The organism is Bradyrhizobium sp., assembly GCF_027451485.1.
GTDB lineage: Bacteria > Pseudomonadota > Alphaproteobacteria > Rhizobiales > Xanthobacteraceae > Bradyrhizobium.
Genome location: NZ_DAIDJE010000172.1, coordinates 1 through 12,839 on the forward strand (window position 1 = coordinate 1; position 12,839 = coordinate 12,839).

10 protein-coding genes are annotated in these 12,839 nt (G+C 60.8%); 4 read left to right on the forward strand and 6 right to left on the reverse strand.

Features of this window, described 5'->3' with window-relative positions; genetic code table 11:
• The coding region (locus tag NEZ08_RS20780; RefSeq protein ID WP_298111134.1) for an acyltransferase at window positions 1-646 on the reverse strand (646 nt) is incomplete at its 3' end.
• A gap of 40 nt (window positions 647-686) precedes the next feature.
• Window positions 687-1,844 carry a GNAT family N-acetyltransferase gene (locus NEZ08_RS20785; protein WP_298111136.1) on the reverse strand — a complete coding sequence of 386 codons (1,158 nt, stop codon included), beginning with the start codon at window positions 1,842-1,844 and terminating at the stop codon, window positions 687-689.
• Window positions 1,845-2,214: 370 nt separating this feature from the next.
• Here NEZ08_RS20785 and NEZ08_RS20790 point away from each other — a divergent pair, with 370 nt between their 5' ends.
• A complete protein-coding gene (locus NEZ08_RS20790; protein WP_298111138.1) occupies window positions 2,215-3,306 on the forward strand; it encodes a hypothetical protein in 1,092 nt (363 codons plus the stop codon).
• Window positions 3,307-3,389: 83 nt separating this feature from the next.
• Here the strand turns inward: NEZ08_RS20790 and NEZ08_RS20795 are convergent, their stop codons facing one another.
• The 4 genes from NEZ08_RS20795 to NEZ08_RS20810 form a co-directional block, all read right to left on the reverse strand.
• Window positions 3,390-4,709: an O-antigen ligase gene (locus NEZ08_RS20795; protein ID WP_298111140.1), complete on the reverse strand. Its 1,320-nt coding sequence runs from the start codon at window positions 4,707-4,709 to the stop codon at window positions 3,390-3,392.
• On the reverse strand, window positions 4,706-5,704 hold the full coding sequence (locus NEZ08_RS20800; protein WP_298111142.1) for a glycosyltransferase: 999 nt from the start codon (window positions 5,702-5,704) through the stop codon (window positions 4,706-4,708). The genes NEZ08_RS20795 and NEZ08_RS20800 overlap by 4 nt, the downstream gene beginning before the upstream one ends.
• Window positions 5,691-6,563 carry a hypothetical protein gene (locus NEZ08_RS20805; RefSeq protein ID WP_298111144.1) on the reverse strand — a complete coding sequence of 291 codons (873 nt, stop codon included), beginning with the start codon at window positions 6,561-6,563 and terminating at the stop codon, window positions 5,691-5,693. Before NEZ08_RS20805 ends, NEZ08_RS20800 begins: the two co-directional genes overlap by 14 nt.
• A 150-nt stretch (window positions 6,564-6,713) precedes the next feature.
• Complete coding sequence (locus tag NEZ08_RS20810; protein WP_298111146.1) at window positions 6,714-7,820, reverse strand: endo-1,4-beta-xylanase; 1,107 nt, start codon at window positions 7,818-7,820, stop codon at window positions 6,714-6,716.
• 195 nt (window positions 7,821-8,015) lie between these two features.
• On the opposite strand from NEZ08_RS20810, the gene NEZ08_RS20815 reads away from it, so the two are divergent.
• From NEZ08_RS20815 to NEZ08_RS20825, 3 genes are all read left to right on the forward strand, one after another.
• Entirely contained in the window at window positions 8,016-9,329 is a 1,314-nt protein-coding gene (locus NEZ08_RS20815; RefSeq protein WP_298111148.1) for a hypothetical protein, read from the forward strand.
• 230 nt (window positions 9,330-9,559) lie between these two features.
• Window positions 9,560-11,830 carry a Wzz/FepE/Etk N-terminal domain-containing protein gene (locus NEZ08_RS20820; RefSeq protein WP_298111149.1) on the forward strand — a complete coding sequence of 757 codons (2,271 nt, stop codon included), beginning with the start codon at window positions 9,560-9,562 and terminating at the stop codon, window positions 11,828-11,830.
• Window positions 11,823-12,644 (forward strand): WecB/TagA/CpsF family glycosyltransferase, encoded by an 822-nt coding sequence (locus tag NEZ08_RS20825; RefSeq protein ID WP_298111151.1) that lies wholly within the window; start codon window positions 11,823-11,825, stop codon window positions 12,642-12,644. The genes NEZ08_RS20820 and NEZ08_RS20825 overlap by 8 nt, the downstream gene beginning before the upstream one ends.
• Window positions 12,645-12,839 lie beyond the last annotated feature (195 nt).

A 12,839-nucleotide genomic window follows, 5' to 3' on the forward strand; every position in this document is an offset into this window, starting at 1 on the left:
AAAGCCGATAGGTCAGATGTCCGACAAGGAAACCGTACAGACACCGCGCAAATCCGAAGTCATAGCTCGCATCCATTCCGTGCGCGGCGAACAGAACGAGGATCGAGACGCTGGCGGCCAGTACGGCCGCGATCAGAACCATGGTCGCAAAGCGAAACCGCGCGAGCCATGTCGAGCTGATGACCAGAAGAATGCCAAAGACCAGATAGGTCCAGAACTCGGCACAGATGCTCCAACTCGGCGCATTCCAGGTCAGATGTTGAACGAGCCCGAAGGATTGACCGAACGCCAGGTTGAGCGGAATGGTGCCTAGCGAGTTCGTGCCGGTGAACGGTGGCAGATAGAATGACGCGCCACGCGCCGCGAGCACGGCTTTGGCGCTTTCAGCCGCCACGAACGCCAGCAGGACAACCGCGTGAAGCGGCCAGAGGCGACCGAACCTGCGGATAGCAAACTCGCCCAGCTCATCGAACGTCTTGAGCCGATCGCCGTAGCTGTAGCTGATAACGAAGCCGCTCAGCACAAAAAAGAAGTCGACAAAGAGATAGGCGTTGCGAACGAAATCGAGCGCGTAAATCGCGCTGTAGAGGTTGAGATGAAACAAGGCAACGAGCAGCGCGGCAACGCCGCGCCAGCTGTCGAGCACTCGAAAATGTGCCTTTTTAGTTTCCACCGATAAAGCCCTCTCATTCCTCGTGCGACGATCGACCCAATGCGCGCCCAACCTTTTGCGCCAGCCAGGGATAGCGACGCAGTCCCTGCGCGGCTTGATCGCGCAGGGCGTATGGGATGCCGCGCCAACTGAGCGCAACGCTCGCATCCGTCAGAGGAAAAGGCACAGCGCCAAAACGGCGCTTGAACGCATAATTGCCGACGCTCAGGTCGAACCGACGAACGCCTCGCTCGTGAAGCGCTGCCATAGTGCGCTCGACGACGAGCTTGCTGGGAGAGCAGTGTGACCAACGGGCGCCCGCATTGCTGATTCTAAGAACGACAAAATAATCGTCCTGCCTGATCCCGAGCATGGTCGCTACGACCGCCTCGTCGCAGGTCAGTGCCGAAACGACAACATATCCGTTTGTCAGGCCACCCCTGACCAGGTCCCGGTAGAAACGAGCGTGAGTGTCGTCGTTTAGAACGAACTTCAGACCGAGCGTCCGCATGCGCACCTGTTGCTGCGCATCCATGACATCCAGCGCCTTCACGGCATCGTCGACCGAACGCATAATTCGAAATTCTGCGCCTGGATGCCGGCTGAACACGCGCCAGTACCGGGACATCTGAAGTCGCTTGATCGAAGTCCGATAGGCTTCGAAATCGTCACCGGTTTCAATAATATTGCCGTTGAGCGAACTCGAACCTGCGCGCCCCAACAATGCGAGCGGGTTGATTCCGCCCGCAAGCCTGCCGGGCATTTTCTTTAAACGAAGAAGGTCAGCGCCGCCGGGCACCTGGCGCAATCCCTCCAGCAGACCTCGACCAACCTCCTGCGCCTCCGCCATATCGAACGTTACGCCCGGTCGCACCAACGGTGCGTTGTAGTCGGTCACATTCAGGTCGGCGAATTCCACGACACGAACGCCGTGATGTACCCGGCGAATCAGCGGAACGAGCGCGACCTTCCGTCGGGCTACCGTATCGCTGATGGTCGCAATGAGCGGCGATGCCGCAATAAAGGCGCCATACCATGCGCCATACCATAGTGGATGCTGGAAGGCCGTCTTCTGGCACTGGCTGGCCCACGCAGCGACGAGGCCCCAATCATTCGCAAACTCGATTTTGAACCTCGAAGCGGAAGAAGAGGATACGCGGCCGATTACTCGCTCGGATTCTACGATCGCCATCGCGCATCAACTTTCCCAAACCGATCCTGCCACACACGATTCGACGGCGAGACCGCTCCATTTCTGCCTGCAAGTTGGCTTCATGTTTGCCGCTGGTCGCCGCACCTGTCACATGGCTCCGCTTGAAGATCTGCGCCGACACGTCGCGAGCGACGCTTGATCTCCCGTGCGCTTATCCCGCAAAAAACCGCGTTTACGCAATTGCTGCGGCTGACAGCCGGCTCATGACTGGGATATATGGCTAACGTCGATGTCTGTAGAATCCGCGCAGATTCGACGAGGACACGGATCTCTGCCGAACATCCTTAACGCAGCCTGCCTCGGCAGTTAGAGGCAATCGCTCATCAACCATCGACGCTTCAGCACCCGCATGACCGCAGACACTGAACACAAGGCGCTTTTTCTCGGCGCGGGCGCGGAAATGCAGTGCGGCGTGGGGCACTTCGCACGTCTGTTGTCGAAAGCTGTCGAAGAGCTCCATCCCGGCTGTTGCTCAACGTTAACCTTGACGCGAACGGAAGGCTCGCTTGCCGATATTTGGCGCGCCGTCGGCGCGGTCGACAGCGTGGTCTGCAATTTTCCGATTGTGGCCTGGAAGCGGGTAATCCTGCGGCCCTTGCTGGCGCTGTTGATCGCCCGGCTGCGCCGGCGCCGTGTTGTTCTGGTCGAGCATGAATGGGCGAGCCTGCACCGGCTGCGGCGACTGACCTATTTCCCGGCGCTGCTGCTCGCCAATACGATCGTCATGTTCTCCCCACTGGTGCGACGCGAACTGGCCGGCCATCCGCTCCTCGGCTGGACTGCTTCGAAATGCGTGCTGGCGCCGCTGCCGCCCAATATCGAGGCTCCGCCTGTCGTCGGCGACTCTCCATTGCGCGAGCAGCTTGCAACTGCGCGCGGCAATGGCCGCCTGGTGCTGGGCCATTTCGGATCGATCTATCCCGGCAAGCAGCCCACGGCGCTGTTGGATATCGCCGCGGATCTTCGGGACCGCGGAAAACGACCTCTGACCGTCTATATCGGCTCGTTCATCAAGGCCCTGGATAATGTTGAACAGGAGTTCTACGGGCGCGTAAACGAACTCGGCTTGACCGACGATGTCATCGTCAGCGGTTACATCGCATCCGATGCCGAAGTGTTCGGACTATTTGGCGAGGTCGACGCGTTTTGCTACCTGCTCGACGAAGGCTTGACCGCGCGGCGATCGAGCATCCTCACCTGCGTGCAATCGGGCCGGCCGGTGATCGTCACCGGTCCAGCCAATCCGGATGAGTTCGATCACCATCCGCGTCTCAGGGCTCTGATCAACCGCGGCGCGATCGCACTCGTGCCGCGCGGCTCACCTCCGCAAACTTATGCCGATAGAATCATCACGGCGCTGGAATTGCCCCCTGCTCCAGCACCCTTCGATTTCGACGGTTGGTGGCAGGATGTCGCGCGGGCGATCGACGCAGAGCTCTAAAGCGCGATGAAATTGGTTCGAATCGTCATCGCGGGCTTCAGCCCTTGAAAGGCCACTGCACAGTTTTCCGGATCATGCCGGAGCTAGCCGGGCGCTTTGAGGTTATAACGCGCCAGATAGTGCAAACCGAATACCGCCATCAAAAAGGTAACCCACATGGGATCGGCTCGGTCGAGGAAAAAGCTCTCCATCGACGAAAGGTATAACCCGAACAGCCATATTTGGAGCAACGCCGTCGCCAGCGGGCCCCTATTCCCGCCGCAATCGGCGGCCTGGAAATTGCGCAAGGGCGCGATCACGAACACCGAGATCAACAGCGCCAGCCCCGGCAGGCCCATCGCGAGCGTTATATCAAGGTATCCGTTATGACTATGAGCGGCGGTCGCCGCCCACTCCATACCTTGTGGCAGATTTCGCACCGCGCTGCTTCCCCAGAACGATGCAAATCCATATCCCGTCCATGGCTTCAGCTGCGCGGCCTCGATGCCAAACGTCCAGATATCGGTTCGGCCGGTGAAGGTTGCGTCCAACGGCAGCGCCCTGGAAATAGCCGCGAGATGCTCGCTTACTACACTGCCGATGCCGATCATATTGAGCAGCAAAAGCGGTGCCAGTAGCACGACGGCCCGGCACCAAAGCGATCGGATTGACGATGCAAAGGAAGTCAAGGCCAGCACCACGACGCACAGCGCCAGCGAACTCTTCCCCCCAGTGTTGACAAAAAACACGAGCGTCAGGCAAATCGCTATCGCGCCGGCGAGCCAAGAGCCGGCGCGAATGATGTAGATGCCGAGAAACAGCAGCATCGCCATCATCCCGGCCGCCATGTTCTTGTGCCCGAACACGCCCCGCCAGTCCCCCGCGAGAGCCGGCTCCTGAGCGTCGGTTGCGAGGTGAACCGAAAGGTTTGGAATTAACAGGACGCCCAGATAACAAACAGCCAACAACGTCAAAACCGCGATCGCAAGCCAGCGCCTCAGTTCGTTCTCGGATCTTGGCAGCAGCATCAACGACGCCGCAACGGCCGCGACACAAAGGGTCAACGAAAATCGGCGCACAGAAGTGCCCGGGTCGATCGATATCACCACCGTTGCAGCAGTCCACCCGGCCAAGGCAAGATAGCCAGGTGACAATAGCGTTGCGAATCCCCGCCCGCCGTCTCGCACCGCGAGCCCAACCGTTAGCAGGGCGAAGCAGCCGAACGCCAGATAGGTCGACGCTTCCTTTCCCGTCGTCACTTCCGCGACCAGCATATTGCTGAGGTCAATGAACGGCTGCAACGATATCCAGGCCAGCAATAGCGCACCAATAAAGGCGCCCGCGCGCGCGATATCTATTGCCTGCCAGCGAAAAATCTCGCCAAGGACCGTGCGGGCATCAGATGTGAGGGCAAGACGGCTCAAGATATAATCTTCGATGCTTTATAGGGTTGCGGTTCGATGCCGAATGCGGCAAGCAGACCGCCGGCCGCGACAATCATCGGATGCAGTGCGATCAGCGTTCTTCGCTCCGTGAGGTAAAGCCGAACGGCGCGAAATAGCGAGAGCGGCAGCTGCGCCAGCACCTTCGTGCCGAGCCGGACACGCAGCCACGGCGTTTGCGCGACCTTGCGCTGGACGTGGTAATTGATCGCGCCGATGCGAAGTCCACGCAATGCGATCCACGACGCACGAGTTCTGTTGTCCGGGACCGTTTCGGTGATGACCGCTCCGGCAACCCAATGGAATTTCATGCCGCTCCGGCGACAGCGGGTAAAGAAATCAACGTCGCCGCCACCAAGGAAATTGAAACGCGGATCGAACGCGGGGCTGCCGAGGTGATCAAACGTCGAGCGCTTGATCAGGCAATTCCCGCAGCCATAAATGATCGGGACCGGCCCGCTCGCGTCATAGGCAGGCCGGAATGCGGGATGCCTTTCCAAGCCCTGCCTCACTCCGTCGTCAAAGCGCTGAAGCACCGGCCCACCGATCACGTCTGCGCCGGTCTCTTCAGCCGAACGAACCATCTCTTCCAGCCAGTCGGGCGAGGCGATCTCGTCATCGTCGATCATCAAAAAATAGCTTGCCGCCGAAAATATCGTTTGCGCCGCTTCGAACGCGGCGTTGATGGCGTGGCAGTTTCCCTGCCGCGGCTCGACCACGCAAAGGCCGGAAAGCCCGCCGCCCTGGAGAAACTCGCCGGCAACCGGCACACTCCCGCAGGCCGATGCGTCGTTTTCAACCATGACGACGGCAAAGCGGCGGTCGGTGCGCTGATCGGCGAGCGAGCGAAGCGTTCGCCGCAGGTGCTCGGGCCGGCGGAAACAGGGAACGCAAACCACGGCCTCGATCGTCTGGTCGAGCGCGGGCGACATCGTCACGATCGCCCGCGTCGCTTTTGCGAGGTTAGAGTTTGCCATCTGGCGGAACCTCTATCCAGCCGAGTTGCGACAGACGTGGCCACCACCGGCGGTGCATTTCCTCTGCGGCCGGATTGCCGTCCAGCGCGGACGCCGGAATTTCCGGCATTTCCGCCTCAAGCACGTCATCCCGCAGGAAGATGGCGTTGAATCCGAGCGCGTTCATGCCGACGAGACGATAGCCCTTGCGCCGGCCGACCGCGACGAAGGCGGCAAGGCTGGCGGAACGGAACATTGCCTGATCGGCTGGCAAGGCGGTGAAGGAGAAACCGGGCCTGTAGGGAATGGTGACCGCGAGATTGCTGGGCACGGCGTTGTTGAACTCACAGATCAGGATCCGCGGCCGCGTCTTCATCGCACTCCACAGGTAGAGATCATTGCCGTCGATATCGAGCGAGAGCACGTCAATTTCGCCGGGCACGCCGGCTGCGGCAAGCACGTCGTTGACATTGTCACGCGTGAACCACTCTGCGCGCATGACCGGCGGAGCGCTGCGGGTAGCGGGATGCGATGCAAAGAAGCGCCGACCTTCGGCGACGAAAACCGGGTCCCCGTCGAACAGGAAGCCTCGCCAGCGATGGTGCACCAGTAGGTTGGTCGCCATGCAGACTCGACCATCCTGAGAACTGATTTCGACCACGATGCGGGAGGTCGCTCCCGCCAGCGTGAGAAGATACAGCAGATGTCCGTCTTCCTCGAATTCTGAGAACCGGCTGAAGCCGACCTGATCGAGCGGGAGGATCACGCCTGACACCTGCAACTGCTTCCAGGCGGCTACCAGATTCTTCTGGGCGACATCGGACTGGCGATAAATGGCTTCCTCCGGCGCGCCGGCAAGCCCGACCAGCCGGCGCTTCATAGATCGAAGCAAGGGAACCCCGCGTAGATGGCCCCTCGCTGTATCCAGCAATTGCCGGCCGAGACCGACTCGCGGGGCCGCGGCTGGCGTGGAAGATGGATCATCGGTCATTGTCTGGCTCATCGGAGTTCAAATCTAGGACCTGACGATTCAGGCCCGGTGACGAAACTGCTCGATCACCTCGAACAGCGGCTTGGGTTTGAGGTCGGCATCGAGCGGCAGCGGCCGGTTCGGCATACCATCGCGGCGTTTAAAATAGATTGGCACCCAGGTGTATCGATCGCTGAGACCCCAGGTCAGGATCGCTTTCGGCCGAATCACCTCGTGAACCGCCCCCAGAAACTGGTTAGCGAGATCCGCGACGAGCTTATCCCGCTCGTGGATTTCGCTCGGGAGTTCACGGTCGATCACGTCGAGCTCGGTGATCAAAACATCGAGATTGAGGGCTTTGATTTCAGTGAGAAGCGATTGCAAGCCGTCGCGATCGATCGTGCGGCCGGCAAACAGATGCGCCTGCAATCCAACGGCGTGTAATGGCACATCGCGGTCACGCAGCGAGCGCAACAACTGGACCAGTGCGCTTCGTTTGGCCGAAAAGCGCGCGCCAGCATATTCCACGTCGTATTCATTGATCACAAGCTGGGCGTCGGCATCGACCGCAGCGGTGGCCTTGAGCGCAAGACGGAGATAATCCGGTCCAAGGCGCCTCGCCCAAATCGAGGGACGAAGCGACGCGGCGCTCTCGGGCCAGTCGACCAGAGGCTCGTTGATCACGTCCCAGGACGGGATCGCACCCTTGTAGCGGGACACTACTGTCTCGATGTGATCGGTGAGTTCTCGTTCGGCATCCGCGCGGGTTGCGATCGATTCAGTCCATTTTGGCAGTGCTCCGTACCAAGCGAGCGTATGACCGCGAACCCGGATGCCGTTTTGACGCGCGAAATCGATGATCGCGTCGGCTTTCCCGAACCGGTATTGGTCCGGCGCCGGCCGCAGCTCGAGCCATTTCAATTCGCTTTCCGGCACAACCAGCTGGCAATTGACGATGACAGCCTCGCGATAGGATGAATCGGCCGACAGCGCATCGGATCGCACCGCTGCGCCATAAGGGACGAAACTCCCACCGTCATCTGATAGCCTTGACGGTGTCGCAAATGCGGACAGGCTGGACAATCCGCCTGTACCGAAAGCGGTCAATGTCGCTGCCGAAGCTGAGCCGACGAGGAAACGGCGCCGGGAATGCATCTCGATCGACATTACTTCACTTTACCCGAACCGGACCTGCAGAACGACTGCAGAAACATCGCAGCAACAACTGCAATATCTGGTCCAATGCGGTGCTTTGCAGCAGCAAACGTCGGCGATGGTTACCGGTCCCCGCATTAACCAGATCTTCAGCATCGCCAACGCGAGCGAACCGCTCGGCATTAATCTTGCTATTTGGAAGCTACGATGAAATCAGAATCCCGGAACGCGCTCGAAATTAGACCTCCCGCTGTCTCGCAGCCATCGCGCGTGCTCGCGACGCTGACTCACGCCTTCCGCACGCAGCTCGCCAACTATCTTCAGGTCTTTGCCGGCACGGGCGTGCGCCTCGGCCTTCAGGCGGTTTACTTCTTCATTCTGGCCAACACGCTTTCACTGCACGATATGGGCGTATTTGCCTCGACGTCTTCGACCGGAATCATGATCGGATGCTTCTCGGGATTCGGCTTTGCTTCTCTCGCGTTCAGGTCCTCGGCAGGCAAGCGCCGCACTCTCGGCGGATATCTCGCCGTGTTCTACGCAAGCTGGCTAATCACGCTGCCGCTTGGTCTCGCCGTCTCGCTACCGATTTTCTATTTCCTGTTTAAGTCATCGCTGTCACTCGCGACATTTCTCCTGATCATTGCCGTCGAAACCGGCCTCTGGCGTATCGTTGAGACGATCCATCAGGTCAACAACGGCCTCGGACGCTACGCATCGGCCTCGCTCGTCATCAGCTCGGGATCCGCGCTACGCACCGCCGGCGCCATAGTATTCGCCCTCTCCGGCAAGCACGATGTTGAAAGCTGGGCGCTCATCTATTTCGGGTTCAATCTGGCGGCGACGGCGCTTGCGATGTACGCCTATCAACCGCGCATCAAATTGCGCTGGCAAAGCCGCATCTTCTTCGGCCGCTTGCGCGAGGCGCTGCTGTTCTCGATCGCCTATTTCGCCTGGATCGCGCAGAACGAGATAGACAAGCTCGTGATGCTGTCGCTCGCCGACCAGCGCACTGTCGGCATCTATGCCATCTCGAGCCGCATCCTCGATTTTACCTCGGTGCCGATCCGCAGCTTCTATGTGCTTTATTCGCGAAAGTTGATCATCGACGGCTATCGGCGCAGCCAGCTCGGCCGCAGCCTCGCTGTTGAATTGCTGATCGCGCTGGTCTCGACCGCCGGCTTGTCCGCTCTGCTGGTGACACTTTCGATCTGGCCCAATCTGCTCGGCCATAATGTCGCAGTGGCGTCGCAGCTGTTCGGTGTGCTCCTGGCGGTGCCCGCGTTCAAGAATCTGCTCGAGTTTCATTCCGAGCTGTTCTTCGCATACCAGCATATGACTGTCCGCGCCGTGCTGGCGACCGCACTGGTGGGATTGAAAGCCGCGGCCATCGCGCTGCTGCTGATCCACTTCCGCAACATCGCCGACTGGGGAATCTGGCTCAATGCCGTCTATCTCGGCCTGTACGTCCTCTCCGTTATCTCTGTCTACGGCTCGATATTCGGAAGGACTGACCGATGACGCCGCGCAATGCTGAAACCGATAACCAACCGTTAAAAATCGATTGCGTCGGTACGACGATGAAAGAACGCGAGCAATTCCAAGCTTAAACGGTTTCTTTGCCAATTCGATGAATAGTCCTACAATGAGTATGGTTAATTTTTGCTGTTGCGTTCGTTTCGCGCCCAACGCGACCCGCGAAGTAGCTGCTCAGCCGATGCGTTCGGCGGTTCGAATGGAAGCCCGGTTTCATGCTGGCGTATGACAAACCCATAATGCTGTCGAAGCTGGACGCCGGACCAAAGCCGGCGGCAAAGGCGGCCGGTCTGAACGTGTTGCAGCTCGCTCAACTGCTGTGGCGGCGCAAGACGGCGATCGCGTTTGCAGCCCTGATCGGCGCCTGCGCGGCCATTGCAATCGGCAAGAGTCTTACGCCGAAATATCTGGCGACCGCGCAGCTTTATGTCGACCCGCGCGAACTGCAACTGGTCGATCGCGAACTGACGCCGCGCTCGCAGGATATTTCGGGACTCGCGATGGTGGTCGAAAGCCAGGCGCGCGTGATCACGTCCAATAGCGTACTGATGCAGGTGATCAAGGACACCCGTCTTGACAAGGATCCGGAGTTCGGCGGGGCCTCGATCGGCCCTGTGGCCAAACTGCTTGGCTTGTTGGGACTGCACATGGGTTCAAGCGCCCCGACGGCGCTCGCGGAAACGACGGCACTCGATGCGCTCGGCCGCCATATCAATGTCAAGAAGACCGATCGCACCTTCATCGTCGACATCGACGTCTGGTCCTACGATCCGGCCAAGGCTGCAATGCTCGCCAATGCGATCTCCAATGCCTATCTGGCAGAGGCCAAGAATTCGCAATCGATCGCGGCGCGCCGCGCCACCAATGATCTTTCGGGCCGGCTGAAGGAATTACAGGACCGGCTGCGCACGGCCGAGAACGCTCTCGCGATCTACAAGGCGCAAAATAACTTCGTCGGCACGCAGGACACGCTGATTACCGATCAGCAGCTTCTGGCCAGCAATCAGCGGCTTGCAGCGGCGCGCGCGGCGACGCTCGAAGCCCAGGCCAAATACGATCAGATCGAAGCAAGCCGCCGCAACGCCGGGGACGCCGGCGCCATTCCGGAAGCACTGCAATCGCCCACGCTTGGCAATTTGCGTGCACAATATGCCGAGGCGCGGCGCAAACTCGCCGAAATGACCGCCGAACTCGGCCCCCTGCATCCTGCGCTACGCCAGATGGAAAAGCAGGTCGAAGACCTGCGCCGGACGATCAACGAGGAAGTCGACCGCTTCACCCAATCGGCGAAAAACGATCTGGCGCGCGCCCGTGATTACGAAACTTCGCTGACGCGGTCGCTCGAGGCGCAGAAACGCCAAAGCGTCCAGCTCAGTCACGCCTCAGTGCGCCTTCGCGAGCTTGAACGGGATGTCGAGGCGAGCCGAGACGTGTATCAATCCTTCCTCAAACGGTCGCGCGAAACCCAGGAACAGGAAAGCCTCAACACTTCAAATGCGCGCGTCATCGGCGAAGCCACCGTTCCCCAGCGGCGCTCTTTCCCGCCTCCGATGACCGTGCTTGCGGCGATCGGTCTTGTGCTCGGCGGGCTGGCGGCCGCTGGCTGGTTTACCGGGGTCGAATTGTTGTCCTCCGAAATCGCCGGGCAGGCGTCCGATCAGGCCATGCGAGTTCGGCCTGCAGCGGAAACTCCGGCTCTGCCGCCGAAAACGTCGGAAGCCGGGTCTCCGCCGCCAGCGGCGGAGAAGCCGGGAATCGCGCGTCTTCAGGAAGCTGACGTCATACGAACGCTCGGCGGCATTCTCGCCAGCAGCGGCCCACCCGACCTGACGCAGCTGGGCTGGCCGACGCTGCGGGCTGCCACCCCGCTCACGACTTTTCTCACTTCGATGCGCGACATGCGCGAGGCACTCTCGCGGCGCTCGGCCGCAAATGTCGCGCCCGTGATGGCGGTGATCGGCCAGGGCCTCGGCCGCGACCGCAGCATCGTCGCCGTGAACGTCGCCCTGGCGGCAGCCCGCGACGGCGCGAGAGTGCTGATGATCGATGCCGATCCGGAACGCCGCGCGCTGTCGAACAAACTTGCTGGTACAGCCGAAACCGAAGCGAAGCGCCTTAGCTGGCTCTCGATCGGCGGAAAGGCCGAGCGCACGATCAAGACCAGGAACGGCATCGAGGTACTGCCCATAGCCGGTCCCGGCGCCTTCGCCGCCACGGGAAAGGCGATCGCGCAGGCTCGCGCCAGCACCGACTATGATCTCGTGATCGTCGACGGCCCGGCGCTGCCGTTCAGCGCCGAGGGCCGGAAGTTGATCGATGTCGCGGACGGGCTGATCGCGATGCTGTCGGCCAGTTTCGATATCGACGGCTGCATGGACGACATCCTCGCCGGTCTCGACGGCGCCGAGCACAAACTGATCGGCGTGATCATCAATGAACTCCATTCGGCCCCGGTCCAGCCGGTTCGGAGCGCGGCATATGCTTGAGCGGCGAGCAAACCCCATCGGCAGAAACGCCACGGCGGGCATCCCCAGAATCACGCTTGGCGGGCTGCGCATCGCCGTGCTCGATCTCGAGCAGACCGCCGATTTCATGATCGACGTGGTGTTCCCGCGGCGCCAGGCCTGCCGGCCACTCTATCTGACCTCGGCCAACGGCGAAGTGCTCTCGCGCTGCTCCACTGAGCCCATGACGGACCAGCTTTTTCGTACCGCCGACCTGATCAACGCCGACGGCCAGCCGCTCGTCGCGGTCTCGCGGTTGAGATCGCCCTTGCCGCTGCCGGAGCGCGTCGCGACAACGGACCTGTTCCATATCGTTGCGCGAAAGGCCGAGGCGGCAGGCCTCACTTTCTATATGTTCGGCGCCGACGCAGCCGAAAATGCCGCGGCCGTTGCCAACGTCCGCAGAATGTATCCGCGCCTGCGGATCGTCGGACACAGCCATGGCTATCTTCGCGGCGAAGCGCTGCGCGCCAAGGTCGAGGAAATCAACGAACTGGCGCCGGATTATCTCTGGGTTGCGCTTGGTGTGCCGTACGAGCAGACCTTTGTGTCTGAATTCGCGCCGCATCTCACCAAGGTCGGCGTAATCAAGACATCCGGCGGATTGTTCAATTTCCTCTCCGGCAGCCGCCGCCGCGCGCCGCGCTGGATGCAGGATGTTGGCCTCGAATGGGCATGGCGAATCTGGCTCGAGCCGCGCCGCCTGTTCTGGCGCTACCTGACGACAAATCCCCGCGCGCTTTATCTGCTGCTCAACGACAGCCGCCCGAATGCGGAGCGCGCATCGCGCATCTAGCGCCTCTCCCGGCGACCCCGGGCCCAACCAGTCGCGCACCGGCGAATTGCGGGCGGCTGGCGCAGCTTTTCCGAGGGCGCCGTGGTACAATTTGCCCCGCAACGGAAAGCTTCCATGATCAGGGATCTGATGTCGTCGCGCCGTTTTGCGCCGCTGTTCTGGGCGCAATTCTGCTCCGCACTGAACGACAACGTT